Origin of the sequence: Kitasatospora sp. NBC_01287 (assembly GCF_026340565.1) — a bacterium.
Classification (GTDB): domain Bacteria; phylum Actinomycetota; class Actinomycetes; order Streptomycetales; family Streptomycetaceae; genus Kitasatospora.
Genome location: NZ_JAPEPB010000001.1, coordinates 1062397 through 1089031, shown reverse-complemented (window position 1 = coordinate 1089031; position 26635 = coordinate 1062397). Strand labels below are relative to the sequence as shown.

Genomic DNA, 26635 nt, shown 5'->3' with positions numbered 1-26635 from the left:
TCTGCCCGGTATCCGTAGGAGCGGCAACCACATAGGCGCCGAACTGAGGGAGACCACCGCCGTGACCAGTCAGCAGGCCGAGCCGGACGCCTGCGAACGGGAACGCCTCGTGGCGTTGCACGGCCACCTCGTCGAGCGAGAGGCCGCCCGCTACCGCACCTGGCACATCGAACGGGCCGACCTGCGACAGGCCGGCATCCTCGGGCTGCTCATCGCCGCGAGCCGCTTCGATCCCGAGCGCGCCGTGCCCTTCGGGGCGTACGCGCACACCTGGGTACGCAAGGAGATCCAGCGCGCCATCTCCCGACAGGAGTTCCCCGCTGTCCTACCCGCCGACCTCGTCGGCCGCACCGTCGCCCTGCGCCGCGCCCTGGACGAGAACGCCGACAGCCTGAACCTGGCAGCTGCCGCACTGGGTATCTCACCGGCGACCGTCGCGGCGCTACACCGGCAACTTCGCACCACCGGCCCTGAAGACGACGAAGAACTGCCGGCACCTGGCTACGTCCTGACCGATCCCGCGCACACTGCTGTCGCACAGGACTTCATCAGCACGGTCCGTACCGCTCTGGCCCGCATCGACTCGCGCGAGGCCGAGGCGCTGATCCTGCGCTACGGACTGGATGACCGCCCAGAACGGTCCTTCCGTGAGATCGGCCGTCACCTCGGTGTCTCCGACCACACCGCCAAGAAGCTCGTCGAACGCGCCCAGGACGAACTGCGTCGCCTCATCACCTGACGCATCCAGGCCCTCCACCCACGACTGCCCGCCATCCACCCCTTGGAATAGATCATCCAGGCGCCGGCGGGTCCACTCGCGACGACCAGGAGGCGTCGTCTGGGCGGGGCCGGCAAGTCGTCAAGCTGTGTCTGCGCCATGCCGGCTCTCCTGCGCCGTGCGGCGACGAGCGTGGCCTGCTCCAGGCTGGGCTTCATGGCGACCATGGCCGCGATCGGCAGCCAGTAGCCGTGCGAGAGGTTGAGTCCGAAGGCAAGCGCGACGGTGCCGGCGATGGTCAGGGCGCGGATCACCGCGAACATGATCAGCGGCCGGGTCAGCTTCTCGCGTGAGGTGTCGCCGGGGAGCTCGCCGCCGGCTGGCGCAGTCGGCGCAGGTAGGGGTCGAACGGGTGTCGGGGTTCCAGCCGCACCCTCGCGTCCACGCAGAGCAGCCCGTCGGGGGTGGCGATGATCGGGTTGAGGTCGGCCTCGGCGAGCTGGGGCAGGTCGTCGGCCAGCCGGGAGAGTCTGGCGAGCAGGTCCTGGACGGCCGTCAGGTCGGCTGCGGCCCGGCCGTGGTAGCCGAAGAGCAGCGGGGCGCAGCGCAGTTCGGTGGTCATGGTGTGGATGTCGCTCTCGGTGAGCGGGGTGAGGCGGGCGGTGCGGTCGTCCAGCAGGTCGGTGGAGGTGCCGCCCATGCCGAAGACGATCAGCGGGCCGAAGACCTGGTCCTGGACGATGCCGGCGAACAGCTCGGTGCCCGGCGCGGACATCGGCTGGACGACCACGCCGGTCAGACGCTCACCGAAGCGGTTCTCGAACTCGCGGTAGGTCGTCCGGACCGACGCGTCGTCACCGGGGCCGAGGTGTACCGCACCGGCGTCGCTCTTGTGGAGCTGCCCTGGCCAGTACGCCTTGAGAGCGATCTTTCCCTCGTGCCCGAGCTGACGCATGGACCGGGCGGCGAGCACCGTGCTGTGCTCGTCGGGTGCCCAGAGGGAGGTGGTGAGCGGCAGGCCGTAGCAGTCCAGAAGGTCTGCGGTGAGGGCGGGGTCGAGCCAGCCACCGTCCGGATGCGCCTCCAGGAAGCGCGCCGCCAGGTCCTTGGCGGCCTGCGGATCGCAGTCGTGGACAACGGGTTCGGCACCAGGCGGTTCGGCGAGCCAGCGGGCCCGGTCGCGGGCGTGCGCGAGGGCGCGGGCGGCGGCTTGCGGGTCGGCGTAGACGGGAACGTGCGTGCCGTGCGCGCAGTCGAGGTAGCGCACCGGGACCTCCTGGCCGAGCAGAACGACCGCGACCGGGATGCGGCGCCGACCCGGGCCGTCGAGCAGAGCGCGTACCGGATCCTGTTCGGGGCTGGTGGTCAGCGCGGTCGGGACGAGGCAGACCAGCAGTGCTTCGACGGCCCGGCTGCGCGTCAGCAGGTCCAGGCAGGCCCGCAGTTCGTCCGGCCCGACGGCCGCGGTGGTGTCCACCGGGTTGGCGGCCGATGCGCCCGCGGGGAGCAGATCGGACAGTTCGAGTGCCAGGTGGGCGGGGAGTTCGGGGAGCGTGAGCCCGCAGTCCACACAGGCGTCGGCAGCAAGGATTCCCACGCCGCCGGCATTGGAGACCACAGCGACGGCGGACCGCGCGGCGGGCAGTGGCTGTGCGTGCAGCAGGGCTGCGGTCTCGACAAGCTCGCCGATTCCATGGGTGGCGGTGATACCGGCTTGGCGGTACAGGGCCTGGCGCATGACGGTCGGGGTGGCGGCGGCGGCGGTGTGCGAGGCCGCTGCCCGGCGTCCGGCGGCGGAGCGTCCGGCGTCCACGGTGAGGACCGGGAACCCGCGGGTCACCCGGCGGGCGGTGCGTGAGAAGGCACGGGGGTTGCCGAAGGACTCCAGGTGGAGCAGTGCCAGGTCGGTGCGGTCGTCGCTCTCCCACCACTGCAGCAGGTCGTTGCCGCTGACGTCGTACTTGTCGCCCAGCGAGATGAAGTCGGACACCCCGACCCCCAGCCAGGTCAGCCGCTCCAACAGGGCTATCCCGACGCCGCCGGACTGCACGGCCACCCCGGCGGTGCCGGACAGCGGCCAGGCCGCGCCGAACTCGGCGTCCAGACGGACGGCGTCGTCGGTCACCGCGATGCCCAGGCAGTTCGGGCCGACCACGCGCATGCTGTGCCGTCGGCAGGCGGCCAGCAGTTGCCGAGCGTCCGCACCACTCAGACCGGAGGTGAGCACGACCAGGGCGCGGGCACCGGCCTGGCCGCACTCCTCGGCCGCGCTCGCCACCACGCCGGGTGGCACGGCGAGCACCGCCAGGTCCGGGGTCCCCGGTAGTTCACTCAGCCCGGGATAGGCCGGCTCGTCCCCGATTCGCTCCGCGTACGGGTTGACGGCCCACAGTTCGCCCCTGAAGCCGCCCTTCCGGATCTTCTCCAGCACCGTCCGGCCGACCGATCCCGGTTGCCGCGAGGCGCCGACCACCGCGACCGAGTGGGGCCGCAGCAGCGGCACCAGGCTCGCGACATCGGCGCTGCGCCCGCGCTCCTCGACGGCGCCGCGGTAGTGCTCGTCCTTCTCGTCCAGGGGCACTCGGACCCGGATCTCACCGTGGCCGAGGTGGCGGTGCACTCGTAGTCCGAGGTCGGTGAAGACCTGGTGGACGGCCCGGTTCCCGGCCAGGGTGTCCGCCTCGATGGTGCGTACGCCCTGCTCGCGAGCCGTATGCAGCAGGTGCTCCAGCAGCAGTGTCGCCACGCCGTGGTGCTGCCATCGGTCGGCCACCGCGAGCGCGATCTCGGCGGCGTCGGGGCGGTCGCGGATGGTCTCGTAGTCCACGGCACCGACGAGTTCCCTGTCCACCCAGGCGCCGAGCGCGAGGAACCCCGGGCGTGGTGGCGCGCACAGCCGGTCGGCGGCCAGCTTCGGGGCCAGGCGACTGGCGCCGAAGAAGCGCTGTCGGCGGCTCTCCTCGGACATTCGCACAGCGTGCAGGTCGTACACGTCTTCCCGGTCGGCCGGCCTCAGCGGTCGGATGGCTGCCGTGGTGCCGTCGGAGAGCAGGGCCTCGACGGTCGGTGGCAGAGGCTGGGCGGTGGACATGCGGGCTCCCCGGGCTCGGTGCCGCCGTGCCGCGACAAAACGGCCGGGCGGGCACGGAGGCCGTGCCATGCCGGGTGCCCCGGGCGTGGCACGCCCGGCCGCTCACCTCCAGCCTCCGTCAGGACCCGACCAGCCGCACAGGGCCGGTCGGGCCGGTCCGCCGGGGCCGGGAGGGCCTGTCGCGGCCGCGTGCGCGACATGTGGCTGGACGAGGCGGACGCACTTCGTGGTCCGGCGCTGTGGCCCGGCCCCGCCGGCCGGCTGTACCCCTTTCGGCCCGGGGGATTCGGTCGGCCGCTGCCGAGAATGGAACAGGCAGCCGCTGAAGGGCGGGGTGAGAACGATGAGCGACGGCACCGGACCGGGCCGGACGCCGGGCCCTCAGAGGGAGAACGTGCGGCTCGTGCCCGGCCGGATCGCCGTCGTCGAGCCTCGGAAGGCGACCTGGACCGGCGGCTGGCGGCTCTCGCGCAGGCTGACGGTGACCGTGTGATGGTCGACGACGATCCGTACGCCCCAGTGGCCCCGGTAGCGCAGGTCGAGTTCGAGTCGGCCGAGGGCCGAGGGCAGGCGCGGGTCCAGCCAGAGGGTGTCCTCGCGGAGCTCCAGCCCCGTGTAGCAGCGCTGCAGGAGGTCGACGGCGCCGGCCATCGCGCCCAGGTGGACGCCCTCGGCGGTGGTGCCGTGCTGGAGGTTCGGGGCTGCTTCCTGGCCGGAGGCCGGGGGGAGGTCACTGCTGAGCGCGTCGCGGAAGAACCGCCAGGACCTCTGACGGTCGGCGCGGGTGAGGACCCAGGCGTGCACGACCGCGCTGAGGGTCGAGCCGTGGACGGTTCGGCGCAGGTAGTAGTCGGTGGTGCGGCGCAACAGCTCGTGCCCGGCCGGGTAGCCGAGGTGGCGCAGCAGGCCGCGTAGTTCGCGCGGGGAGAAGAGGTAGCAGAGCATCAGGACGTCCGCCTGCTTGGACGCCCGGTAGGTGTTGACGGTGCCGCCTTCGGCTTCCAGGATCCGGTCGAGGCGCTGCAGGTCGGGATAACGGCGCCGGTAGGCGGTCCAGTCCAGCTCGGCCAGGCGCTCGTAGCCCTCGAACTGGCTGATCACGCCGTCGTGGAACGGCACGTGCAGGCGGCGGCCGACCTCCTGCCAGCGGTCGAGTTCGGTGGGGTCGATGGCCAGCCGTTCCAGCAGTTCGTCCCGGCGGTACTCGGGTAGCAGTTCGACCGTCTCCAGTGCGCGGGCCAGCACCCAGGAGGCGAGCACGTTGGTGTAGGCGTTGTCGTCCAGGCCCGGACCCTCGGCCCAGGGGTAGGCGTCGTGGTACTCGTCGGGGCCGAGGACGCCGCGGATCGAGTACCGCCGGCGGGTCGGGTCGTAGGCTGCGGCGGAGGACCAGAAGCGGGCGATCTCCAGCAGCATCTCGGCGCCGGTGGCGGCGAGGAAGTCGAGGTCGCCCGTGGCCTGGTAGTGCTGCCAGACGTTGTAGGCGACGGCCGAGCCGACGTGCCGCTGCAGGTGGCTGTGGTCGGGCAGCCAGCGGCCGGAGAGCGGGTTGAGGTGCAGTTGCTGGGACTCCTCGCGGCCGTCGCTCGCGCTCTGCCACGGGTACATCGCGCCGCGGAGGCCTGCCTCGCGGGCGGCCGCCCGGGCGGCGTCCAGCCGTCGGTGGCGGTAGCCGATCACGGCCCGGGCCAACTCGGGAAAGCGCAGGTTGAGCAGGCGGAGCACGAACAGTTCGTCCCAGAAGACGTGTCCGCGGTAGCCCTCACCGTGCAGGCCGCGGGCCGGGATGCCGACGTCCAGGTCGACCGAGTGCTCGGAGTAGGTCTGCAGCAGGTGGAACAGGTTGAGGTGCAGGGCCGTCGCGCCGTCGAAGTCGGCCTGGATCCGGCAGCGCCGCCACAGCCCGGCCCACCGCAGAACGTGCTCGACGAGCAGGTGCTCGAACACCGGCGCCTGGGCCACCAGGCGCCGTGCGGCCGGCAGCGGCGCGTCGATGGCCGGATCGCGGGAGGTGTACACGGCCACGGTCTTCTCGATGATGACCGGACGGCCCTCGGTGACGTCCAGGGTGAGGACTTCGGCTGCCCAGCCGTCCCGCAGCCCACTGGTGCGCCGCAGCGCGGGCGGTGTCGCCCGGGTTCGGGCGGCGAGGGCGATGTACAGGGGCGATCCGGCGGTGGCGACCTGCAGCCACAACGTGCCGTCCTCATCCAGGCCTTGTCCGGCGGGTACGAGATGACGGCTGGTCAGTCCCCGGTAGCGGGCGACACCGGTGTTGCTGACGGTGCCGTCCAGGGCGGAGCGGACTTCGAGCGGGCCGGACCAGTTCTCCGCCACCAGCTCGGTCTCCAGCGCGACCAGGTGGGGCTGGGCCTGGCTGGCGATCCGGCGCTGCACGAGACGGGTGCGCCGGCCGTGCGCGTCCACGACCAGGGCGTGTCGGGTGAGCACGCCTCGGCGCAGGTCGAGGTCCATCCGCTGCTCGGCCGGTGGTCCGGTGAACCAGTCCCCGTCGGCGGAGCGGAAGCTGAAGGACTGCCAGTTCGGACAGTTGACCAGGTCCTCGTTCTCGACCGTTCGGCCGTCGGCCACCGACACCGCCCGGTCGTAGACGCCCGCCAGGTACGTACCCGGGTAGTGCACGCCGTCCGCGGACGACTCCGGGGCGGCGGCACGGCTCACCAGGTAGCCGTTGCCGACCGCGCAGAGCACCTCGCGGACGCCCTCCTCGGCCGGCTCGAAGCCCCGGAGGCGCAGGTGCCAGGTCTCCGGGCGCTCCGGGGACGAGGCGGTCATGTCGGACTCGGCCACGGTGCCTGCCACGGTGGGATCGTGCTCCTGCTCGGTGATCCCACCCGGGCGTGGATGAACTCCGGTGGAGGCCCGCATCCCCGAGCCTCACGAGCGACCCCGTCCGGAGCGGCCGCGCGTACGGCCGATACGTCGAATCCGGCGACGATCGGTCTGTTCACGGTGATCCTCCGGGTTCGCTCCCGCCATGGGGATGGTGGCCCGTTCTCCATCGTGCGCGCCGCAGATGGAGCGGGCCAGCGGAGCGGCGGCCCCCGCGGTACGGCCTTCCGGTGGGTGGCCGCCGAGTCGGCGATACGCCGGCAGCGCCGGCAGCGCGATGAGCGTCACGAGAGCCACGGCGACCAGAGTCATCGGTCCGTACCTCCAGCCGTTCATGCCTCCGTGGTCGAAGCCGTGGAATCATCGCGCGCCTCCTGGGCCCAACCCTCGTGAGTGTCCCCGAGAACCACTCCGCGTCGACGGCAGGCGAAGTGAACAGGGCCGCTCGGCGCGGCAGGCGGGGCCGGCCGGCCCCTGCGCCCGGACGCTTGCCACGCGCACGATGGGCGGTGGGAGGAGGAACCCCTCCTCCGCCGGCGGAGGAGGTCCTCATGCTCACCTCGACCCTCGACGCCGCAACCCTGGAGAATCTGGTCTCCGCCGCGGTCGCGGCACCGTCCATGCACAACACCCAGCCCTGGCGCTTCCGCTTCCGCCCCGAGACGACCACGCTGGAGGTCCGGGCCGTGCCGCAGCAGGCGCTGCAGGTCACCGACTCCGCAGGCCGCGGGGTCCACATCTCAGTCGGCGCGGCCGTGTTCAATCTGCGCGTCGCCGTCCGCCACCTGGGCCGCGAACCGGTCGTGCACCTCCTGCCCCACGCGGCGGAACCGGACCTGCTGGCCGCCATCCGTCTCGCCGGCCCCACCCACGTCGTCGCGGGCGGTGATCGGGACCTCCACGAAGCGATCTGGCACCGGCACAGCAGCCGCCTTCCCTTCACCGGTCGGCCGGTCGACCGTACGATCCTCGCCGAACTCGCCGCTGCCGCCCGTGCGGAGGGCGCGGAACTCGAAATACCCAGCGAGGCAGAGGTTCTCCGGCTGCTGGCGGTGACCGCGGAGGCCGAGCGACGCAACACCACCGAGCCCCGACGCGGCGCCGAGAGCCGGCACGCCCTTCACGCGGCCGACGGCGGTCGCCACGGGATTCCGGCGACTTCCCTCGGCCCACAGGATGCCGAAGGCCGACTGCCGGTGAGGGACTTCTCCGCCGTCAGACCCGCCGAGCACTTGCCAACCGCCTCCTTCGAGGCCCACCCGTGCATCGTCCTGCTGTCCACCACCCACGACGAGGCTGCCGACTGGCTGCGCGCCGGCCAAGCACTCGAACACGTTCTGCTGCTCGCCACCGACCACGGATTGCGTGCCTCGCTGCTGCACCAGGCGATGGAGTGGCCTGACCTGCGCTGGTCCCTGCGTGACCCGCACCATGGCCCCGGCCACCCCCAGATGCTGATCCGTCTGGGACACGGGCCCGAAGGAGCAGCCACACCTCGCAGTCCGGCGAGCGACGTCCTGGACGGTGAACCCGATGAGCCCCGCTGATGCCCCCAGGGCTGCGCGGCGGCCCACTGCCCCGCCGACCGGTCCGCCCGGTCCGACCGGTCGGCCTGGTGGCGCGCGTGGACACCGCACACTCCTCCCTCAGCTCCCTCAGCGCTCCTTGCGAACAGTGAGTGCGAGGCAACAGCGGGCCGTCGAATCGTGTGCTGTCCGGGTCAGGAACCACCGGACGTGACGTGGTGCCGGTCGGTACCGGCGGATGGGGGCTGGGCCGGTGGCTGCAGGTGGTGCCGCGACGGCGCGTTGCTCGTGCCGGGAGTAGTGGCACTGACAGTCGTGGCCTGGCCGGGAAGGACATAGGCGAAGACACCGGCCAGGGCCGCGCAGAGCACCGCTGCCGCTGCCGCGCAGCGGCGGGTCCAGGATGCCGTTCTCGCCAGGCCCTCGTCTCGCAGGCGATTGCGAGGGGTGTTCACGGGCCGCACCTCCAGATGCTCACCGCGCTGACGGTGCGGCCGTAACCGGGAGTCGGCGCACCAAGGGGTTCACGCTGACTCCAGTGTGCTGGAGCGTCGGTAGGCGACGGGTGAAGAAACCCTGCGGGTCTTCTTCAGATGCGCAATCGCCACCCGTGGCCGGCTACGTGCCGCTTCGTGCGGAAGCCACGGCATGCGGAGCGTGGTGGCGCGAGGTGTGGTGGGCGGCCGTACTCCAGTGGGAGGCCAGGGGGGAGCCGGCCAGGGCGATGGCCAGCCCGGCGCCCAGGGCCAGCGCCAGCAGCGACCAGCGCGCGGCGGCACCACCGATCCGGCCCGAGCCGGAGCCGGGGCGTGCCGACCGGATCCGCAGATCGGCACCGATCAGTCGGGGCAGCCGCCAGACGTGTGACAGGACGTGCGCCGTCATCGCGGCGGCCCAGCACACGAAGCTGGCCTTGTGCAGGAAGAGGACCGGGACCGGTCCGGTGTCGCGTCCCAGGAGGGCGAGCGTGCTGCCGGTGGCCAGGAGCGCGACGGTGGTGGCGACCACGAGGGGTGCGAGCAGGCGCAGCAGCAGGTGCGGCGGCCCCTGGCGCCGGTAGGCGGGGTGGCCGGTGTAGTAGCGCACGAAGCGGTAGCCGGTGGAGCCGAGTTTGAGGCAGACCGGGCCTATCAGCAGCATGCCGATGAAGAAGTGCCAGGTGAGGAGCTGCCCGAGGAAGAGGATGGTGACGCCCTGGGCGGCGAAGAGCACCAGCAGGAGCGCGCCCACGGCGGCGATCAGCCGCCGGTTGCCCTCGGGACCACCGCGACGGCCCTCGTCCTGCGGCGTGGTTCCGCTCTCCGCTGGTGCCACGTCGCTGCTGGTCAGAGCCATACGGGTCGTCCGCCTTCCACTGGTGCCGGCCCGGGGGCGCGGAGGAGGCGGCGCCGGTCCGGGGTTCGCGAGAGTGCCCGTGTCTGCGTCAGGTCAGGGCAGACAGCAGTGTGCCGGAGCACGGACTAAGAAGTGGTTCAGGTCACGTGTCAGCTGTCCGCCGCGATCACTGACGGTCGGTGGACCGGTCCAGCCGCAGGGCCAGCACCGGGCAGGCGGCGACCGCGCGCCGGGCGTTGGTGAGCAGGCCGTCGCCCACGGTGGTGTCACGGATGATCGGATAGCCCCACTCGTCGAGGTCGATCAGCTCGGGGAGCAGTTCGGCGCACAGGCCGCGTCCGTCGCAGGCGATGCGGTCGATGCCGAGCCGGTGGGTGCGGGTCATCGCCATCCCTCGCTCTCGGGGCCCTGGGCGTCGGGGACGGGCAGGACGGGCCGGCGTCCGGCGGCGGCGCACGGTCCGCTGGTCAGGTGGTGGTGGACATCGTCGGCGAACGCGTGCAGCGCGGTGGCGGCGAGCCGGGCCGCGCCGTCGGGGTGGCGGCAGGCGCCGCGGCCGGGGAGCTGCCCGGTGCGGCGGTGCAGTCGCTCGATCAGCGCGGAGTCCGTTGGGCCCCAAGCGAGTTGGATGAGGTCATCGGCGACGGCGGGCAGTCCGAAGCGGCAGGGTCCGCACTGGCGGGCGCTCTGGGCGGCGAGGTGGTCCAGCACGCGGGCGGTCTCGGCGAGGCCGCACGCGTCCTGCGGAAGGGCGACCAGGACGCCGGCGCCCGGCCCGGCACCGGCGGCGGCGAGGTCGGTCTTGGTGAACGGAACGCCGGCGGCGGGGGCGGCGGGGAGCCAGCTGCCGAAGAAGCCGCCGACCAGGATCGCCTGGACGGGCTCGGCGACTCCTCCCGCACTGTCCAGGACGCTCCCGAGCGGCGTGCCGAGCGGGATCTCGTAGACCCCCGGAACGCGGACGGCACCGGAGAGCGTGACCAGAGTGGTCCCCGGAGCGTCCGGTCGGCCGGTGCCGCGGAACCAGCCGGCGCCGTAGCGGGCGATGAGGGCGAGGTGCGCGAGGGTCTCCACGTTGTCGACGAGGGTCGGGCGTCCGTCCACCCCCTTCTCGAAGGGCCGGGGCGGGGTGGCCATGGGGCGGGCCTCGCCGCCGTTGAGCCACCGCACAAGGGAGGTCTCCTCGCTGGAGACGTAGTGGTGCGGAAGGGCGTGCACCCGCACGGGGATCCGGTCGAGCCCGGCCCGGCCGCGCTCCTCGACGGCGGCCGTCAGCCGGCGCACCTGCTCGGCCCGGGTGCGCGGCAGGCACAGGTGGACGGCCGCGGCCCCGACGGCCGAGGCGGCCAGCGCGGCCCCGTCCAGGACCAGGTGCGGGGCGAGGTCGAGCAGCACCTCGTCCTTGCGGCTGGCCGGTTCGCTCTCCATGCCGTTGACGACCACCACCGCCGGTCCGCGGCCCTCCGAGACCGAGCGCAGCTTGCGGCCGGTGGGGAAGGCGGCGCCGCCGCGTCCGGTCAGTCCGGACTCCTCCACGGCCTGGATCAGCTGGGTGGCCGGGCGGCGGCCGGGCGGCAGCGGGGGCGGGCCGTAGCGGTGCAGGTGCTCAGCCAGGTCGGCGCGCCCGCCGGTGCTGTACCAGCCGTGCAGCAGGCGGGCGCCGTGCGGTCCGCCGCGCCCGTTCTGGACCTGATCGGTCAGGACGGCGTCCGGTCGCTGGTTCACGCACTCTCTCCCGTTCGGTCGGCGGTCACGGTGGCGACGCTCGGCGCGGCGCCGTCGGCGCGGTGCGCCCAGCCGGCCTTGAGCGGGCCGGTGGCCAGGAACACCGCCAGCACGACGGGGACGGCGGCGACCGCCAGCGCGGCCCAGAGCCGGCCGGCCCGGTGGTCGGGTCCGGCCCGGTGGAGCCGCCACCAGACGGCGACCATCACGATGGCCAGGCAACCGGTGGAGAGGACCAGTTGGAGCGAGAGCCGGGTGTCCGTCCCGGTCCCCGCGCCGTGGAACAGGGCCAGCGGCCAGCTCGCGTACGCCAGCCAGTGCACCGCCTTCCAGCGCCGCTGCCCGATCCGCAGCCGCACCGCGCTGGTCACCAGGACGGCGAGCAGCAGGTCGAACGCCAGCGTCCCCAGGCCCAGCCAGAGCGGGCGGTAGGAGGAGGCGAACGGCACGAACGCGTCCAACCAGGTCAGGTGCACGAAGGTGTCGGCGATCGCGGTGACGATGTGCAGCGCGAGGAAGGCGAGTGTGAGGATCGAGAGGTTGCGGTGCAGGGCGCCGATCTCGAACCGGGCGATCCGTTTCGGTGCGTACTGCCCGCCCGCGACGATGCCCAGCACGACGGTGGCGGTGAGCAGCAGCAGGGCGACGGTGCCGCCCGCCCGGGTGGCGTACCAGAGCGGGCTGGGCCCGGCGGTGGCGAGCTGGACGGTACCGGTCATCGGGGGCCTCCCTGGGGGCGGTGGGGGCTCGGTGGGTCGGCGGGCCAGCCACCCAACCGGGCCACGGACCCGTCCACGCGCACCAGCCGCGCCGGCAGACCGGTGTCGCGCAGCCAGCCGAGCGCCCGCTCGCCGCGGACGATCGCGGCGGTGCTGGCGGTGTTGGCGTCCACGCAGGTCGCGGCGGCGACGCTGACGGTCCGCCAGAACGGCGCGGGGACGTCCCCGGTGGCGGGGTCGACGATGTGGTGGAGCGTGCGGCCGGCACGCAGCCAGGTCCGCACAGTGGTGCCGGAGGTGGCCAGGCCGCCGCTGCGGACGGCCACCACCGGGCCGGACGCGGAGGAGGGCGCCGCGTGGTCGTCGGCGATCGCCACCTGCCAGCCCTCGGCCGGCGCGGAGCCGGCGGTGGCCAGGTCACCGCCCAGGCACACCAGTACCCCGCACCCCGCGGCAGCGGCGGCACGCCCTGCCGCCCGGTCCGCGGCCAGCGCTTTGGCCGTCGCGCCCAGGTCGAGCGCCGTCCCGGGCGGCAGTCGCAGGCGTCGGCGCTCGGGGTGCCATTCGACGCCGCGCCAGCCGGACGGGCGCACCGGTGCGACCGGGCGGACGTCCTCGGGCCGTACCGAGGCGAAGGTCCGGTCGTAGCCGAGCGAGACGAGCGACCGGCCGACTGTCGGGTCGACCGCGCCGTCGGTGAGTTCGGCCGCCCGCAGCGCCGTGGTGATCGCCTGTGCGAACAGCGGCCCGACGGTGACGGTGCGCCCGGCAGCGGCGTTGGCCCGGGACAGCTCGGAGTCCGGGCGGAACCGGCTGCAGGCCAGGTCGATCGCGGCGAGCTCGTCCTCCAGGACCTCCCGGGCCGCCCGTGTGCGGGCGGGATCGGCCACCAGCAGCACCGCGGTGGTGCCGAGCGCGGCGAACCGGGTGACGCCGGGGCCGGCCGTCGTGGCGCTCATGACGCGCCGGACCTGGTGGGCGGCGGCTGCGGAGGCTGTGCGACCGGTGCGGGCGGCTGGGCCGGGGGCTGCAGGGCGGGCGGCTGCTGGGTCTGCGCGGGAGCCGGCTGCGGTGGCGCCTGCTGCGGAGCGGGTGCTTGCCGGGTCTGCGCGGGAGCCGGCTGCGGTGCCCGGCTCGTGGGGATGTTCGATTGCGTGTGTGCCGGCGCAGGCGGCCGCGGGCGGGAGGGGGCGGGCGAGGCGGACGGTGCGGGGGGCGCAGGGGCGGCCGTCGGCGCCGTGCCGGGCGCGGCGCTGGTCGGGTCCACGCCGGGCGAGGGGGAAGCGGCACGGGATGCCGGACCGGCCGCCGTACCGGGCAGTGACTGGGCGTATCCGGCGCCCATCACCACGGAGCCGGCGGCTGCGACGACGGCCACCGCGACGGTGGTCAGACCGACCCGCCGCAGTCCCCGGTCGCGTCGCCGGACCGCCCGTCCGCCCGGGATGCGCTCCGCGTGGGGCATCGTGGTGCTCCTCCTGCTCGGTGTCCCGGGCCGCCCCGCACCATCGCAGCGGCGCCGGCCCAGCGGACGCACCTGTCGCACGTCTGGCTTCCAGCCTCCGGGACGAGCGGTCGGGATACCGTTCAGAAAACCTTCGCAACCCGTTAAGCCGTCGAAAATCGTGCTGAGAACCCAGGGTCGAGGGGAACGCAGAGGCGCGGCGCCGAGCGACTCGGTCTCAGCCGGTGGCCGGCGGCCCGGGTGCCTTCACCTGGTCATGGGCGCGGCGCGTGCGAGGAAGTCCAGCTCGACGGTCAAACCGCCGCCGTCGGTGTCCTCCAGCCGGGCGGTGCCGCCGTTGGCGGTGACCAGGCGGTGCACGATGGCCAGGCCGAGGCCGGTGCCGCCCGCCTCCGGGTTGCCGAACCGGCGGAACGCGGACTCCCGCGCCCGGACACTCATCCCCGGGCCGTCGTCGACCACCCGCAGCTTCGCCGCCCCGCGACCCGCTCTCCCCTCCACACGCACATGGCCCCCGCCGGGGACCGCGTCCAGCGCGTTGGCCAGCAGGTTGTCGAGCACCTGCTCCAGGTCTCCCGCTCCCAGAGGGGCGCTGAGCCCGTCCGGGCAGTGTCCGGCGAGTGCGACCCCGCGCTCGCTCGCCAGCGGCTCCCAGGCCGCGATGCGCTCCGCCACCACCTGGTCCACCCGCACGGTTACCGGTCGAGGGACCGCACTCTCGGCCCTGGCCACCGCGAGCAACCCGTCCACCAGCCGCGACAGCCGGGCGATCTCGTCCTGCGCACCCGCAAGATCCGTCGCCGTCTCCTCGTCGGCATCGGCAGCGAGCAGATCGAGCCGCAGCCTCAACGCCGCCAGCGGGGTCCGGAGTTGGTGCGAGACATCGGCGATCACCGTCCGGTGCCCGTGAACGAGGGCCTCGTTGCGCCCCGCCATCGTGTTGAACGTCGCCGCCAGCCTGCGCACCTCCTGCGGCCCGCGCCCGGTCGGCGCCCGCACCTCCAGCGCACCCTCGCCGAGCCGCTGGGCGGCCTCGTCCACCTCGCGCAGCGGACTGCCCACCCAGCGCGCCAGCCGGACCGAGAGCAGCACGCCCGCGAGCAGTCCGGCGACGCCGATGGCGGCCAGCCAGCCCCACACCACCGCGATCCGGTCGTTCAACGGGTCGGCCGACCTCACCAGGACCGCCACCCCGACGGCGTCCTCGCTGTCCCCGATCGGCGCCGCCACCGTCAGCCGGCCGTCGGCCCGCGTGACGTCGGTCCGCGGCTGTGCCAGGACGGCGGTGACCATCGCCGGGACGGAGCCGCCGGTCGCCGTGGTGCAGGAGGTGCGCGCGATCGCCTGCCCGGTGGCGTCGTAGACCGCGGCGCAGCCGCCGTCCGCCTGCGTGTCGGCCAGTACCCGCAGCATCTCGGTCTCGGGTTTGTGGTCGGAGAGGTTCTCCTCCGCGGCGGAGGCCAGAGCGCGGGCGCTCGCCTCGGCCGCACTGCGGAAGGAGGTCTCCTCCCGCTCCGTCAGCAACACCCCGAGCGGCACCACCGCCAGCACCAGCAGCACGGTGACCAGGGCCAGCACGGTCAGTGCGATCCGGCGGGTCACGGCCGCTCAGCCCGGTTCGCCGAGGCGGAAACCCCGACCGTAGACCGTCTCCACCAGTCCCGGTACGCCGAGCTTGCGACGCAGCGCCGCCATGTGGACGTCCAGCACCTTCGTCGGGCCGTACCAGTGGGCGTCCCACGCCCGCTCCAGGATCTCCTGGCGCGTCACCACCCGGCCCGGGTCCGCACTCAGGCACTCCAGGATGTCGAACTCCTTGGGCGTCAGCGCGATCTCGCTCCCGTCGACGGTCACCTTTCGGGTGCGCGGGTCGACAGTCAGACGCCCGTGTCTCAGCAGTTCCGGTTCGGCCGGACGGGTGCGGCGCAGCACCGCCCGGATCCGTGCCAGCAGCTCCGCCAGCCCGAAGGGTTTGACCAGGTAGTCGTCGGCCCCCTCGTCCAAGGCGGAGACCCGGTCGCCCTCCTCGCCGCGCGCGGTCACCACGATGATCGCCGCGTCGCAGCGCCGGCGCAGCAAACGGCAGACCTCGACGCCGTCCACATCGGGCAGGCCCAGGTCGAGCAGGACCACCTCCGGTAGCGGATCGGCCCGTAGCGCGGCGCGGCCGGTGCCGACGCTCTGCGCCGCATAGCCGGCTCTGGCCAGCCCGCGCACCAGCGACCGGGCTATCCCGGGGTCGTCCTCGACCACCAGCACCCGCACGGCGTCAGCGGCCGCGTTCATCTCCTGCATGGGCGACAGCGTAGGCCGTCGCCCGGCCCGAGGCGGGAGGCCAGGACCGACCCGCGACGCCGTGGCACCGACGGCGAGAAGCCGTTCAGACGATTCCGGTAGCCGGCGCCGGCTACCCTCACCGGTTGACGCGGGACAACGTGCTCTTCGAGAACCGCGGGCTCGGCCACGCGAGCTTCGAGCCGGTCACCCACGCTCCCCGTTGTCCGGCGTGCGGATGACGCGGCCGCTGAGTTCGGTCGGCTTGATCCGGACCCACAGGTCCCGTTCGCCGCCCGCCCAGGGGGAGGGGGCGTCCCGCTCCTTCAGATGGGCGAGAGCCGGTTGGTCGTCCACCCGAGCCGCGGTGCCGACGGCCAGCACGGACCAGCCGGTGCGCAACACCTCGTCGATCCGGTCGACCTCCAGGGCCACACGCGCTCCGACTGCGCCGGCCAGCGGGCCGTCCGCAGCGGTGCGGAAGATCAGTGTGCCGTCCAGCACCCAGTAGTTGACCGGCAGGACGACCGGACCGCTCGCGGTGGTGAGCGCGATCCGGCCGATCCCGTACGTGGCGAGCCGCTGCCAGCACTCGGCATGTGCGAGCTCCTCCAGCACCGGATGCGCGGCGGCCTTGTCCCGGCCGGGCGGCAGGTCGAGTCCGCCGCCCAGCAAGTCGTCGACTGAGGTGTCCAGCGCGGCGGCGAGCCTGACGAGCGTGCCCCGGTCGGCGACGCCGGTGGAGGTCTCCAGGTACTCCAGGTACGGCACGGCCATGCCGGCCTGTGCCGCGACCTGCTCCCGGCTGAGCCCCTGCCGCTCGCGGCGCCGGGCGACGCGGCGGCCGACGTCACCGGGATTGCCGGGCCGGGCCCGGTCGACTCCTTCACCAGCGCGTTGACCGGGCCCGGCCTCCTCCGCCTCCGGCCGGTCGGGCGCGTCCGGCCGCTCTGGCGGGCACGTAGCGGAGTCATGGTGGGCGAAGTGGTGCAAGTGGGTGTCCGGGCCGGGGAAGAACGTGGTGGTGTGCCCGTTGTCCGACCACAGGACGTCCCACGGCGGGTCGCCGTCCGGGTGGTGCAGCGCGGTCACCCGCCCGTCGCGTCGCGGTGTGCCCGGGCGGGTGCCTTCCACGATGACCCGGTCTCCGATGGTGGCTTTCATCGCGGCCTCCCCGCGGGATGTCGTCGTGCGGGGTGGTGAGTGCCTGCCCCGCCTCCCAGCACAACAGAGCCGGGCCGTCGGTGCCAGGGCCGAACGGGCCCGACGCGATCCGTGGACCGGCCGGCCGGCCTTGTGCACCCGCCCTTCGACGCACGGCTCCGACCGCCGCCCAGCAGGATGCCCTTCCCGGCCAGGCCGACCCGCGACGCTGTCTTGCTCGAGCCGCGGTTGCGGCACTCGTGGTGGAACTGGGCGGCGAGGTGCCCGAGATCCGACCGAGCCGGCACTTAGGGTGAGAATCCGTACCGCTACGTGACCGCCGCGGCTTGACGGCAGGGGCATCGAGTGCGCTGCCAGGGTCGGCTGCCCGGGGCGAATGACCTGGGCCTGTCGTGAGGAGGGCCGATTGAGCCAGTGGGCCGTGGTGGTCGCCGGTGTCGTCGTCGTCGGCTACGGCACACTTTCGCGACGGTTGGCGAGGACCGCGGTCTCCGGGCCGTTGGTGTTCACACTGTGCGGTCTGGCGATCGGTCCGTTGGGCCTGGGCCTGATGGATCAGGCCCGGGATCCGGAGGTCACCCGGACGTTGCTGGAGGGCGCACTGGTGCTCCTGCTCTTCGCGGACGCGGCGGCGATCCGGGGCCGGGACCTGCGCAGGGAGGAGTTCCTGCCGCTGCGACTGCTCGCGCTGGGCCTGCCGGCGACCATGGCTCTGGGGTGGCTGGCGGCCTGGCCGCTGCTGCCCGGTCTCAGTTGGGGGGAACTGGCCTTGGTCGGCGTCATCCTGGCGCCGACGGATGCCGCGCTCGGGCAGCAGGCCGTCGCCAACGAGCGGGTCCCGGCGCTGGTCCGCGGTGGCCTGGCGGTCGAGTCGGGCGTGAACGACGGTCTGGCGCTGCCGTTCTTCGTCCTGGCGCTGGCAGCGGCGGGTGAGGGCCACGGCTATCCGGGCGTCGTCCCGACGTTCGCGCGTGCGCTGCTGCTGAGTGGCGTGATCGGCCTCGCGGCCGGCTGGGCAGGGGCGAGCCTGCTGCACTGGTCGGCCGTCCGGAGGTGGAGCGGTTCCGACTGGGCGCAGTTCCTGGTGCTCGGCGTCCCGGTCATCGCGTACGGGACGTGCGCCGCGGCCGAGGGGAGCGGTTTCATCGGCGCCTGGGTCTCGGGTTTCGCCTTCGGCGTCCGCCTGCGCCGAGTGTCCGCCGGCGGCGGCGGCGTTCGTGCGCCGGCTCCGGATCCCGTGCGGAGCACGGCGTTCACCGAGCGTCTCGGCCTCCTGCTGGCCTCGCTGAGCTTCCTGGTGTTCGGCGCGGTGATCCTGGGACCGGCACTGCAGCACGTGACGTGGCGAATCGTCGTCTACGCGGTGCTCAGTCTGACCGTGGTCCGGATGCTGCCGGTCGCTCTCGCCCTGCTGGGCACGGGCCTGCGCCCGGCCTCCGTCGCCTACGTCGGCTGGTTCGGCCCGCGTGGGCTGGCCTCCCTGGTGTTCGGCCTGATCGCCATCGAGGAGCACCTGCCCGGCATCACGTTGCTGGGCGATGTCATCGCGGTGAGCGTCGGTCTGAGCGTCCTGCTGCACGGTGCCACCGCACCGTTCCTCGGGGACCGCTACGCAGACTGGTTCACCCGGGCGCTGCGCGCCGAACCGGGCCTGCGGGAGAACGCGCTCGCGGCCGACGGCAGGTCGGGCGCGCCCTCGGCCCGGTAGCACAGCCGCCTGAGCGGCAGGGTCGTAGAGCGCACCTGGGGGCGGTCCGGGAGGCACGCGGTGATCCACGACTTCGACAACCACGAGGCCCTCTCTGTCAGCCTTGGGCTAGACGTCCCGCTTTTGTCGGGTCAGCTCGACTCGGCGGCCTTCGAGGAGATCGGCCGGCTCCTCGACGGCTGACGACGCCCCGCCGGAGGGAGTGGCAGGGCAAGGATCTGTCCGTGTCGACGCATCTGGCCACGCGCCTTCTGGCGGTCGGTCAGCCCCTCGCCGGTGGCGGCACGAAGACTCGACGTCTGTCAGGCCGGCCACCACGGTCCGAGGCACACCCACCGCACCTCGAAGACGCCGCCCGGGGGCCTCCGCACAAGGTGCACGCTTCGAGCCCGAGTACGTGCCACTCGATAACGACCGGAACGTCCAACCGACGGACTGAGCGTCAGGTTTCGGGGCCGCGGACCACCACGACCGGGCACTGCGCGTGGTGGACGCAGTGCTGGCCCACCGATCCCAGCAGCGCTTCCGCGAAGCCTCCGTGGCCCCGGTTGCCCACCACCAGGAGTGCAGCGCCGTGGGTGGCCTCCAGAAGCGCCGATGCTGGGTTGCCCTGGACGACGTGCGTGCGGATCTCCACCGGTCGGTCGGGGCCCACGGCCGCCAGGACGGCGTCGGCCAGGATCCTCCTCGCGAGCAGCCCGTACTCGAACGTGTGGCTGGTCGGCGGAGTCCAGCCGTACCAGGCCAACGGATACTCCCAGGCGATGACCGCCTCGACGACGCCGCCGCCCGACTCGGCGTACCGCACCGCCCAGCGCAGCGCCGCTTTCGACGAGTCCGAACCATCCACCCCACCACGATGCGCTGCTCACCTGCCGATCCGTCACTCATCACGCGTCTCCTCTGCCGACTGGGACCACGGCCAGGGCGTGCTCGCATGCCTTGGCCAGCTCCTCCACCGGGTGCCCACGGATCACCTCGTGGGTCAGGTCGACGTCCGGATACGTCTCGTGGCGCCCGGCCACCGCCTCGGAGCCGACGACCAGGCACTGCGCGTGGGCGGCTGCGAGGGCCAGTTCGGCTGCCGGGTGGCCCATCCTGACCTCCTGGCGGACCGAGACATCGGGGTAGCGTTCCCGCCAGCCGGCGAGCGTCCTGGAGAGCGCGAGGAGCGACTCCTCCTCGAAATCGGGAGTCCCGACCTCGCGCGGCGCCCGTACCTCGACGGCCGGCAAATCTGTGTGGCGCAGTGCCGCGTCCTGGAAGGCGAACGCGGCGGCGGCGGAGCACTCGGAGCCGTCGATGCCCACGACCACCGGTCCGCCGGCGGCGGGCTCGGGTGGGCCCTCGGTAGCTGTGCCGCACTACCCGGTGAGCAGGACGGCGACGCCGGTGACCCGGTCGGCCGCCAGGTCGGCCAGCGCGGTGTCGGCGTGCTCCATGGCGTAGCGCCGCACGTGGACGGCGGGGCGGGTGCGGGTGGCCTCGGCCAGGTAGGCCAGGCCGTCGGCGCGGGTGTTGGCGGTGACGCTGCGCAGGGTGCGTTCCTGGAACAGGTGCTCCTGGTAGTTCAGTGCGGGGATGTCGGTGAGGTGGATGCCGGCCACCGCGAGGGTGCCGCCCCGGTCCAGGGCGCGCAGTGCCACCGGGACCAGGTCGCCGACGGGGGCGAAGAGGATCGCCGCGTCCAGTGGCTCGGGCGGTGCGTCGTGGGCGCCGTGGGCGGAGGCGGCGCCGAGGTCGAGTGCCAGCCGCTTGGCCTGCTCGGATCTGGTGAGGACGTGCACGGTGGCGCCTCGGGTGAGGGCGAGTTGGGTGGTCAGGTGCGCGGAGGCGCCGAAGCCGTAGATCCCCAGCCGGCCGCCCTGCGGCAACTCGGCGCGCTGCAGTGCCCGGTAGCCGATGATGCCGGCGCAGAGCAGCGGGGCGAGCTCCTCGGCCGGCGGCCCCTCGGGCAAGTGGTAGCTGAATCGGGCGTCGGCGAGCAGGAGTCCGGCATAGCCGCCGTGCCGGTCCCAGCCGGTGTAGCGGGAGGCCGGGCAGAGGTTCTCGTGGCCGGCCCGGCAGTACCGGCAGGAGCCGCAGGTGCTCGCCAGCCAGGCCACGCCGACCCGGTCGCCGGCCGTGAAGTCCGCCGGTCCGTCGCCGGTGCGCAGCACCCGCCCGACCACCTCGTGGCCGGGCGTGCAGTGCGGAGCGCGGGGGACCAGGTCGCCCTCAGTCAGGTGCAGGTCGGTCCGGCACACCCCGCAGGCCGCCACCTCGATCAGCAGCTCTCCGGGTCCCGGCTCGGGTACCTGCCGCTCCACGCGCCGCAGCGGAGCGCAACTCAGCGGCCCCGGTTGCTCCACCACCCATGCGGTTGTCTCGGGCATGGCACCTTCCTCGGGAGTCCGTGGCGATGCCGCGCGTTCCGTACGGCGGTGCCGGGCGGGCGCGGGCCGTTTCCTTCTCATCGTGCGCCGCCGACCGTCCGGACGCCGTGGGACCGAACGGGCCCGGCAGCGGTCCGTACGTCCCGTGCCGACAGGGGCCGGACAGCCCGCTCGCCGAGCGGCCTCCCAGGCGCACGATGGGGGCAGCGGCGGCGGTTGCTCGCCGCCGGAGCAGAGGGAGGCCATGATGCTCACCTCAGGACTCGACGCGGTGACCCTGGAACGGCTGGTCTCCGCCGCGGTCGCGGCGCCGTCCATGCACAACAGCCAGCCCTGGCGCTTCCGCTACCGTCCCGAGACGACCACGCTGGAGGTCCGCCTGGTGCCGCAGCCCGGCCTGCGGGTGACCGACCCCACTGGGCGGGGCCTGCACCTGTCGGTCGGCGCGGCGGTGTTCAATCTCCGGCTGGCCATCCGGCAGCTGGGCCGCGAGCCGGTGGTCCGGCTGCTGCCCCGGTCACCCGAGCCGGACCTGCTCGCCGCCGTCCGGGTGGCCGGCCCGGTCCGGTCCGCCGAGGAGAGCGGACCGGACCTCTACCGGGCGCTCTGGCACCGGCACAGCAGCCGGCTGCCGTTCTCGGACACGCCCATTCCCGGTGAGGTGCTGGGCGAGCTCGCCGAGGCGGCCAGAGCCGAGGGAGCGGTCCTGGAGTTGCCCGGTGAGCTGGAGATCCACCGCCTGCTGGCGGCCACCGCCGAGGCCGAGCGGCGCGGTACCGCCGAACCCGGCCGCAGATCCGAGAGTCGGCGGGCGGTTGACCGCGCCTCCGACGGTCCCTACGGCATCCCGGCGGAGGCGCTCGGTCCGCAGGACGCCGAGGGACGCCTGCCGGTGCGCGACTTCGGTGCCCTCGACCCCGCAGAGCACCAGCCGCCGGTTCCGTTCGAGGCGCGTCCCCGGGTGGCGGTGTTCTGCACCGCGCAGGACGAACCCGCCGACTGGCTGCGTGCCGGCCAGGCCCTCGAACACGTCCTGTTGCTGGCCACCGCCCACGGCCTGCGCGCCTCACTGGTGAGCCAGGCGCTGGAATGGCCTGATCTGCGCTGGGCGATGCGGGACCCGCGCCACGGTCCGGGCCACGTGCAGATGCTCGTCCGGCTGGGATACGGGCCCGAGGGCGCACCGACACCCCGGGCTCCGGCGGCCGACGTCCTGGAGCGGGGCCCGGACACCCGCACCTGAGGACCTGTGCCGTCAACACGACTGGTGGCCGCCCTGCTCTCCGCTGAGCGGGCACGCGGTTGCTGCCGGCATGGTGGCAGACCCGGCCGGGCAAGGGCAGCGTGGAGATCAGCGGTGGGGACCGACCTGTCCGTGTCGCGGGGGCCGACCGTCCGGCCGGTCGGGGCGAGCGGACCTATCCGTCCGCGCCGGACACCGCAACGCTGGGGCGGTTCACCGGATCAGTACGCGCTCGCCGGAGTGCGGCACGACGGCGGTCCAGCCCAGCTCGCGGTCGATCCGGTCACGCAGGGCCTGTGAGCCCTCCGGTTCGCCGTGCACCAGGTAGGTGGCGCTGGGTGGTGGTGCGGTGTGCAGCCAGTCGATGACCTCGGCGGCGTCCGCGTGGGCCGAGAAGGCGGGCACGTTGACGACCTCGGCGCGCACCGGAACGTAGCCGCCGTACATCTTCAGGACCCGGGCGCCGTTCACCAGGTCGCGGGCCCGGGTGCCCTGGGCGGCGAAGCCGACCACGACCACGGTGTTGCGCGGGTCGGGCAGCAGGCGGCGCAGGTGGTGCACGACACGTCCACCGGTGGCCATGCCGGAGGCGGAGACCAGCACGCAGGGCACGCTGGAGCGCTCCAGCGCCAGCGACTCCTGGAGCGAGTGGATCAGCGTGAACGGTTCCGGGTCGAGCGCCGCCTCGCCCTCGGCGAGTACCTCGGGGCGCAGTTCGGGGGAGCGGGCGGTGAAGGCCTCGCGGTAGATCTCCAGCGCGGCCAATGCCATCGGGCTGTCCACGTAGACGGGGGCACCGGCTGCCAGCCGGCCGGTGCGACGCAGTTCGGCGAGCTGGTGCAGGACGACCTCGGTGCGGTCGACGGCGAAGGAGGGGATCAGCACGGTGCCGCCGCGGGCCAGGGTGCGCTCGACGGCGCGCGCGAACCACTCGCGGGCGGCTGTCTCCTCGTGGTGCCGGTTGCCGTAGGTGGACTCCAGGAGCAGCACGTCGGCGCCGGTGAAGGGCTCGGGCGCGCGCAGCAGCGGATGCACGGGGCGGCCGAGGTCTCCGCTGGCGGCCAGAGTGTGACCGTCCTCCAGGGTCAGGTGGGCCCAGGCGGAGCCGAGGATGTGCCCGGCCCGGTGCAGGCGCAGGGTGGTGCCGCTGATGATCTCGACGTCGGTCTCCAGCGGAACCGGGTCGAACATGGTCAGGGTGCGCTCGACGTCCTTGTCGGTGTAGAGCGGTTCGGCAGGGGAGTGCTTGGACCAGCCGTTGCGGTTGGCGTGCTCGGCGTCCTCGCGCAGCAGGTGGGCGCTGTCGCGCAGGATCAGTTCGGCGAGGCGGGCGGTGGCCGCGGTGCACAGGATCGGGCCGCGGAAGCCGTCGCGGACCAGCCGGGGCAGGTAGCCGCAGTGGTCCAGGTGGGCATGGGTGAGGACCACGGCCCGCACGTCGGCGGGGTCCAGCGGCAGCGGACGGCGGTTGCGGCGGCGCAGCTCGGCCAGGCCCTGGAAGAGGCCGCAGTCGACCATGATCCGGGCGTGGTCGGTCTCCACCAGGAACTTGCTGCCGGTGACGGTGCCGACCCCGCCCAGGAAGGTGAGCAACCCGGGACGGGGCGTGGCGCTCGGGGCGGTGTTCGCTGTGTTCATGGCGTCCTCCGGGACGGGCCCCTGCTGGCGGCCCCTCCTTCCATCGTGAGCCCGCGCCCGCCCGCTGTCGTGGCCGGGGCGGCCCTGGTGCGGGGTCGAACGACCCGGGGAAGTGCGGCAGGGCGGGCGCAGAGTGGTGGTAGGGGACCGAGCTGTGAGGAGTGAGGACCATGCAGCACCGCACTGTCCACGACGTGATGACCCGGGAGGTCGTCAGCGCGCGGCCGGACACACCGTTCAAGGAGGTCGCGGCGCTGTTCCACCGCAACGACGTCACCGCGATCCCGGTCGTCGACGACCAGGGTCGGCCGGTCGGCGTGGTGTCCGAGGCCGACCTGATCCGCAAGGAGGCGGTGCTGCCCGATCCCGGGGGCCGCGACCCCGGCCGCCGGCTGGACGCGTACGACCGAGCCCGCGCCGAGGCGGAGACCGCCGGTGGCCTGATGACCGGCCCGGCCGTCACCGCCCGGGGCGGCTGGAGCATCGCCGAGGCGGCCCGGGCGATGGAGAAGCACAAGGTCAAGCGGCTGCCGGTGGTGGACGAGATAGGCCGGCTGGTCGGCATCGTCAGCCGCAGTGACCTCCTGGAGGTGTTCCTGCGGCACGACTCGGCGATCCGCGAGGAGATCGACCACGACGTCCTCGGCCGGACCCTGCGGCTGGCCCCTGACGATGTCCGGGTGGCCGTGCACGACGGCGTGGTCACGCTGAGCGGCCGCCTGCCGCGCCGGAGCCTGGTCCCGATCACGGAGCAGTTGTGCCGGGCGGTGGACGGCGTGGTGGCGGTCCACCAGACGCTGACCTGGAGTGAGGACGACACCGAACTCCGGGTGGAGCACCCGCACGCCTATGGCGCCGGTCGGCGCTGACCGGGCGCGCGGTGGTGGTCAGGAGCAGGCTCCGGCTCCCACCCTCGCCCGCGCGGTGGCCCATCGTCAGGGGCGTCAGCCTCCGTGGCGGGCCTGAGCGGGGCGGTTCCGGCAGGGCCGACCGGCCCAACACCGGGTACCCCGCAGGCCCTGTCGGTACTGGGGGCCGATGCGGTCTGCTGGTCGCAGCGGGGGCCGCAGGGCTGGAGGGCCATCATGCAGACCGAGAGCATCGCGCACGAGCAGAGCCTGCTGCGCACCCGCAGCGGCCGGACCATCGCGGTCTCCCGCTACGGGGTGGGGACGCTTCCGCCAGGGCGAGGCCGGGTGGTGCTGGACACCGAAAGCGAGCGGTACGACCTCGGCGAGGTCTGGGCCTCGATCACGTCGGACGAGGCCAGGCAACTGGCCGGGCTGCTGCTCCAGCAGGCTGCCCTGGTGGACGGTACCGGTGCTGAGCCCGAGCACCGCATCACGGCCGTCGGGGTGGAAGGCGACGTGTACGCCGTGACCGTGCGCGGCCACCTGGTGACAGTCGACCAGCCCGCCGCCGAGGGCGGTACGGATGCCGGTCCCACTGCGGTCGAACTGCTGGTCGCCTCGCTGGCCGGTTGCGTGGCGCACTACGCCGGACGCCACCTGGACCACCACCGCGTCCCGCGGGCGGGTTTGCGGGTGACGGCCGACTACACCATGGCCGACGAGCGCCCCGGCCGGGTCGCCTCCGTGGACCTGCGGCTGACCGTTCCCGGCCTGCCACCGGAGCGCGCCGCCGACCTGCTCGCGGAGGCCCGGCTCTGCACGGTCCACACCACGCTCTCCGACCGCCCTGAGGTGACGGTCGAGCTGGAGCCGCGATCATGAGGGTCTCCGAGCTGATGGTCACACCGCCGGTCACGGTGCCCCCGCAGGCCACCGCTCGGCTGGCGGCGATCCGGATGACCGAAGAGGCGGTCGGCTGTGTGCTGGTCGCCGAGGACGACCGGCTGCTCGGCATCGTCACCGACCGCGACCTGGTGGTCCGGGGCTTGGCAGGCGCCGCCGAACCCGACACAACGGTCGCCGAGCTGATGTCCGCCACCATGGTCACCATCGAGGCGACCGCGGACCTGGAGACCGCGTACCGGGCCCTGCGCCGCACCGGCGTGCGGCGCCTGCCGGTGCTCGACGGGCACCGGCTGGTCGGCCTGCTCACCGTCGACGACCTGCTGCTCGACGTTCTGTACCGGCTGTTCGATCTGCTCGGCCCGGTCTCCTGGAGCGCGTTGCGCGAGGGTGGACCCCGTGACCATGAACGGAACCCGATCGGAGGAGCCTGCCATGACACGCCAATGGAACACCGTCGCTGATGTGATGACCCACCCCGTCATCGCCGCCGGCCGGGACACGACGTACCGGGAGATCCTGAAGATGCTCCAGGAATGGAAGGTCAGCGCCGTTCCCGTGCTGGCCGGAGACGGGCGGGTCGTGGGCGTGGTCTCCGAGGCGGACCTGCTGCTCGCCGGTGAGCGCGACCCGTGGCACGCACCGACGATGACGGCACGGGACCTGCTGACCTCGCCCGCGGTCTGCGTGCACCCCGAGAGCCCGATCGCCCAGGCCGCCCGCGCGATGGCCCGCCAGCACCTGAAGCGGCTGCCCGTCGTGGATTCCGAGGGCGTGCTGGTCGGGATCGTCAGCCGCAGTGACCTGCTCAAGATCCACCTGCGTTCCGACGAGGAGCTCGCCGATCAGGTGCGGATCGAACTGCTCGCAGTGCTTCATTCGCAGCAGGCGTCCGATGTGGACGTGCGGGTCGAGGAGGGGCGGATCACGCTGACCGGAAGCGTGGCGGATACGGAGGAACTGCCCGTGCTGGAGCGGCTCGTGCGGGCGGTGCCCGGGGTGGTCGACGTCGAGGTCAGGCCGGCCACCAAGTCCTGAGACGCGGCC

Annotated in this window: 24 protein-coding genes; 9 read left to right on the top strand and 15 right to left on the bottom strand. The window is 73.4% G+C overall.

Annotation, left to right across the window (positions count from 1 at the left end; genetic code table 11):
* Nucleotides 1-61: 61 nt before the first annotated feature.
* Nucleotides 62-739: a sigma-70 family RNA polymerase sigma factor gene (locus OG455_RS04375; RefSeq protein WP_266290387.1), complete on the top strand. Its 678-nt coding sequence runs from the start codon at nt 62-64 to the stop codon at nt 737-739.
* 316 nt (nt 740-1055) lie between these two features.
* Here OG455_RS04375 and OG455_RS04370 read toward each other — a convergent pair whose 3' ends face one another.
* The 3 genes from OG455_RS04370 to OG455_RS04360 all read right to left on the bottom strand — a co-directional run bounded on the left by OG455_RS04370 (nt 1056) and on the right by OG455_RS04360 (nt 6974).
* The gene (locus OG455_RS04370) at nt 1056-3809 is read right to left on the bottom strand and encodes a GNAT family N-acetyltransferase (RefSeq protein WP_266290385.1); all 2754 of its coding nucleotides are present in this window, start codon (nt 3807-3809) and stop codon (nt 1056-1058) included.
* A gap of 381 nt (nt 3810-4190) precedes the next feature.
* Entirely contained in the window at nt 4191-6632 is a 2442-nt protein-coding gene (locus tag OG455_RS04365; protein ID WP_266290383.1) for a glycoside hydrolase family 65 protein, read from the bottom strand.
* 75 nt (nt 6633-6707) lie between these two features.
* Nucleotides 6708-6974: a hypothetical protein gene (locus tag OG455_RS04360; RefSeq protein ID WP_266290381.1), complete on the bottom strand. Its 267-nt coding sequence runs from the start codon at nt 6972-6974 to the stop codon at nt 6708-6710.
* A 239-nt stretch (nt 6975-7213) separates the two neighbouring features.
* Between OG455_RS04360 and OG455_RS04355 the strand changes: the two genes are divergently transcribed.
* Nucleotides 7214-8209: a nitroreductase family protein gene (locus OG455_RS04355; protein ID WP_266290379.1), complete on the top strand. Its 996-nt coding sequence runs from the start codon at nt 7214-7216 to the stop codon at nt 8207-8209.
* A gap of 597 nt (nt 8210-8806) precedes the next feature.
* Here the strand turns inward: OG455_RS04355 and OG455_RS04350 are convergent.
* The 8 genes from OG455_RS04350 to OG455_RS04315 all read right to left on the bottom strand — a co-directional run bounded on the left by OG455_RS04350 (nt 8807) and on the right by OG455_RS04315 (nt 16870).
* The gene (locus OG455_RS04350) at nt 8807-9523 is read right to left on the bottom strand and encodes a hypothetical protein (protein WP_266290377.1); all 717 of its coding nucleotides are present in this window, start codon (nt 9521-9523) and stop codon (nt 8807-8809) included.
* A 166-nt stretch (nt 9524-9689) separates the two neighbouring features.
* Nucleotides 9690-9908 carry a ferredoxin gene (locus tag OG455_RS04345; RefSeq protein WP_266290375.1) on the bottom strand — a complete coding sequence of 73 codons (219 nt, stop codon included), beginning with the start codon at nt 9906-9908 and terminating at the stop codon, nt 9690-9692.
* The gene (locus OG455_RS04340; RefSeq protein ID WP_266290373.1) at nt 9905-11248 is read right to left on the bottom strand and encodes an NADH-ubiquinone oxidoreductase-F iron-sulfur binding region domain-containing protein; all 1344 of its coding nucleotides are present in this window, start codon (nt 11246-11248) and stop codon (nt 9905-9907) included. The genes OG455_RS04345 and OG455_RS04340 overlap by 4 nt, the downstream gene beginning before the upstream one ends.
* Complete coding sequence (locus tag OG455_RS04335; protein WP_266290371.1) at nt 11245-11967, bottom strand: ferric reductase-like transmembrane domain-containing protein; 723 nt, start codon at nt 11965-11967, stop codon at nt 11245-11247. Before OG455_RS04335 ends, OG455_RS04340 begins: the two co-directional genes overlap by 4 nt.
* Nucleotides 11964-12926 (bottom strand): FAD:protein FMN transferase, encoded by a 963-nt coding sequence (locus OG455_RS04330; protein WP_266290369.1) that lies wholly within the window; start codon nt 12924-12926, stop codon nt 11964-11966. The genes OG455_RS04335 and OG455_RS04330 overlap by 4 nt, the downstream gene beginning before the upstream one ends.
* 752 nt (nt 12927-13678) lie before the next feature.
* Nucleotides 13679-15034, bottom strand: a complete 1356-nt coding sequence (locus OG455_RS04325) for a HAMP domain-containing sensor histidine kinase (RefSeq protein ID WP_266290367.1) — start codon at nt 15032-15034, stop codon at nt 13679-13681.
* 6 nt (nt 15035-15040) lie between these two features.
* Nucleotides 15041-15718 (bottom strand): response regulator transcription factor, encoded by a 678-nt coding sequence (locus OG455_RS04320; protein WP_266300657.1) that lies wholly within the window; start codon nt 15716-15718, stop codon nt 15041-15043.
* Nucleotides 15719-15913: 195 nt separating this feature from the next.
* Nucleotides 15914-16870, bottom strand: coding sequence for a pyridoxamine 5'-phosphate oxidase family protein (locus tag OG455_RS04315; protein ID WP_266290365.1), 957 nt, complete (start codon nt 16868-16870; stop codon nt 15914-15916).
* A gap of 406 nt (nt 16871-17276) precedes the next feature.
* Between OG455_RS04315 and OG455_RS04310 the strand changes: the two genes are divergently transcribed.
* Together OG455_RS04310 and OG455_RS04305 are read left to right on the top strand one after the other, a co-directional pair.
* Nucleotides 17277-18578: a sodium:proton antiporter gene (locus tag OG455_RS04310; RefSeq protein ID WP_266290362.1), complete on the top strand. Its 1302-nt coding sequence runs from the start codon at nt 17277-17279 to the stop codon at nt 18576-18578.
* 60 nt (nt 18579-18638) lie between these two features.
* Nucleotides 18639-18761 carry a hypothetical protein gene (locus OG455_RS04305; protein ID WP_266290359.1) on the top strand — a complete coding sequence of 41 codons (123 nt, stop codon included), beginning with the start codon at nt 18639-18641 and terminating at the stop codon, nt 18759-18761.
* Between the two features lie 259 nt (nt 18762-19020).
* Here OG455_RS04305 and OG455_RS04300 read toward each other — a convergent pair whose 3' ends face one another.
* The 3 genes from OG455_RS04300 to OG455_RS04290 are packed head-to-tail and all read right to left on the bottom strand — an operon-like array spanning nt 19021 to nt 20953.
* Nucleotides 19021-19428 carry a universal stress protein gene (locus OG455_RS04300; RefSeq protein WP_266290355.1) on the bottom strand — a complete coding sequence of 136 codons (408 nt, stop codon included), beginning with the start codon at nt 19426-19428 and terminating at the stop codon, nt 19021-19023.
* Nucleotides 19429-19468: 40 nt separating this feature from the next.
* Complete coding sequence (locus OG455_RS04295) at nt 19469-19888, bottom strand: universal stress protein (RefSeq protein WP_266290352.1); 420 nt, start codon at nt 19886-19888, stop codon at nt 19469-19471.
* A gap of 54 nt (nt 19889-19942) precedes the next feature.
* Complete coding sequence (locus tag OG455_RS04290) at nt 19943-20953, bottom strand: zinc-dependent alcohol dehydrogenase family protein (RefSeq protein ID WP_266290349.1); 1011 nt, start codon at nt 20951-20953, stop codon at nt 19943-19945.
* Between the two features lie 247 nt (nt 20954-21200).
* Here OG455_RS04290 and OG455_RS04285 point away from each other — a divergent pair, with 247 nt between their 5' ends.
* Nucleotides 21201-22196, top strand: a complete 996-nt coding sequence (locus OG455_RS04285; protein WP_266290346.1) for a hypothetical protein — start codon at nt 21201-21203, stop codon at nt 22194-22196.
* Between the two features lie 213 nt (nt 22197-22409).
* On the opposite strand, the gene OG455_RS04280 is transcribed toward OG455_RS04285, so the two are convergent.
* Entirely contained in the window at nt 22410-23834 is a 1425-nt protein-coding gene (locus OG455_RS04280) for an MBL fold metallo-hydrolase RNA specificity domain-containing protein (RefSeq protein WP_266290343.1), read from the bottom strand.
* 170 nt (nt 23835-24004) lie between these two features.
* Between OG455_RS04280 and OG455_RS04275 the strand changes: the two genes are divergently transcribed.
* The 4 genes from OG455_RS04275 (at nt 24005) to OG455_RS04260 (ending at nt 26626) form a co-directional block, all read left to right on the top strand.
* A complete protein-coding gene (locus OG455_RS04275; RefSeq protein WP_266290342.1) occupies nt 24005-24703 on the top strand; it encodes a CBS domain-containing protein in 699 nt (232 codons plus the stop codon).
* Between the two features lie 216 nt (nt 24704-24919).
* The gene (locus OG455_RS04270) at nt 24920-25567 is read left to right on the top strand and encodes an OsmC family protein (protein WP_266290340.1); all 648 of its coding nucleotides are present in this window, start codon (nt 24920-24922) and stop codon (nt 25565-25567) included.
* The gene (locus OG455_RS04265; protein WP_266290336.1) at nt 25564-26052 is read left to right on the top strand and encodes a CBS domain-containing protein; all 489 of its coding nucleotides are present in this window, start codon (nt 25564-25566) and stop codon (nt 26050-26052) included. Before OG455_RS04270 ends, OG455_RS04265 begins: the two co-directional genes overlap by 4 nt.
* Nucleotides 26024-26626 carry a CBS domain-containing protein gene (locus tag OG455_RS04260; RefSeq protein WP_266290334.1) on the top strand — a complete coding sequence of 201 codons (603 nt, stop codon included), beginning with the start codon at nt 26024-26026 and terminating at the stop codon, nt 26624-26626. The genes OG455_RS04265 and OG455_RS04260 overlap by 29 nt, the downstream gene beginning before the upstream one ends.
* Nucleotides 26627-26635 lie beyond the last annotated feature (9 nt).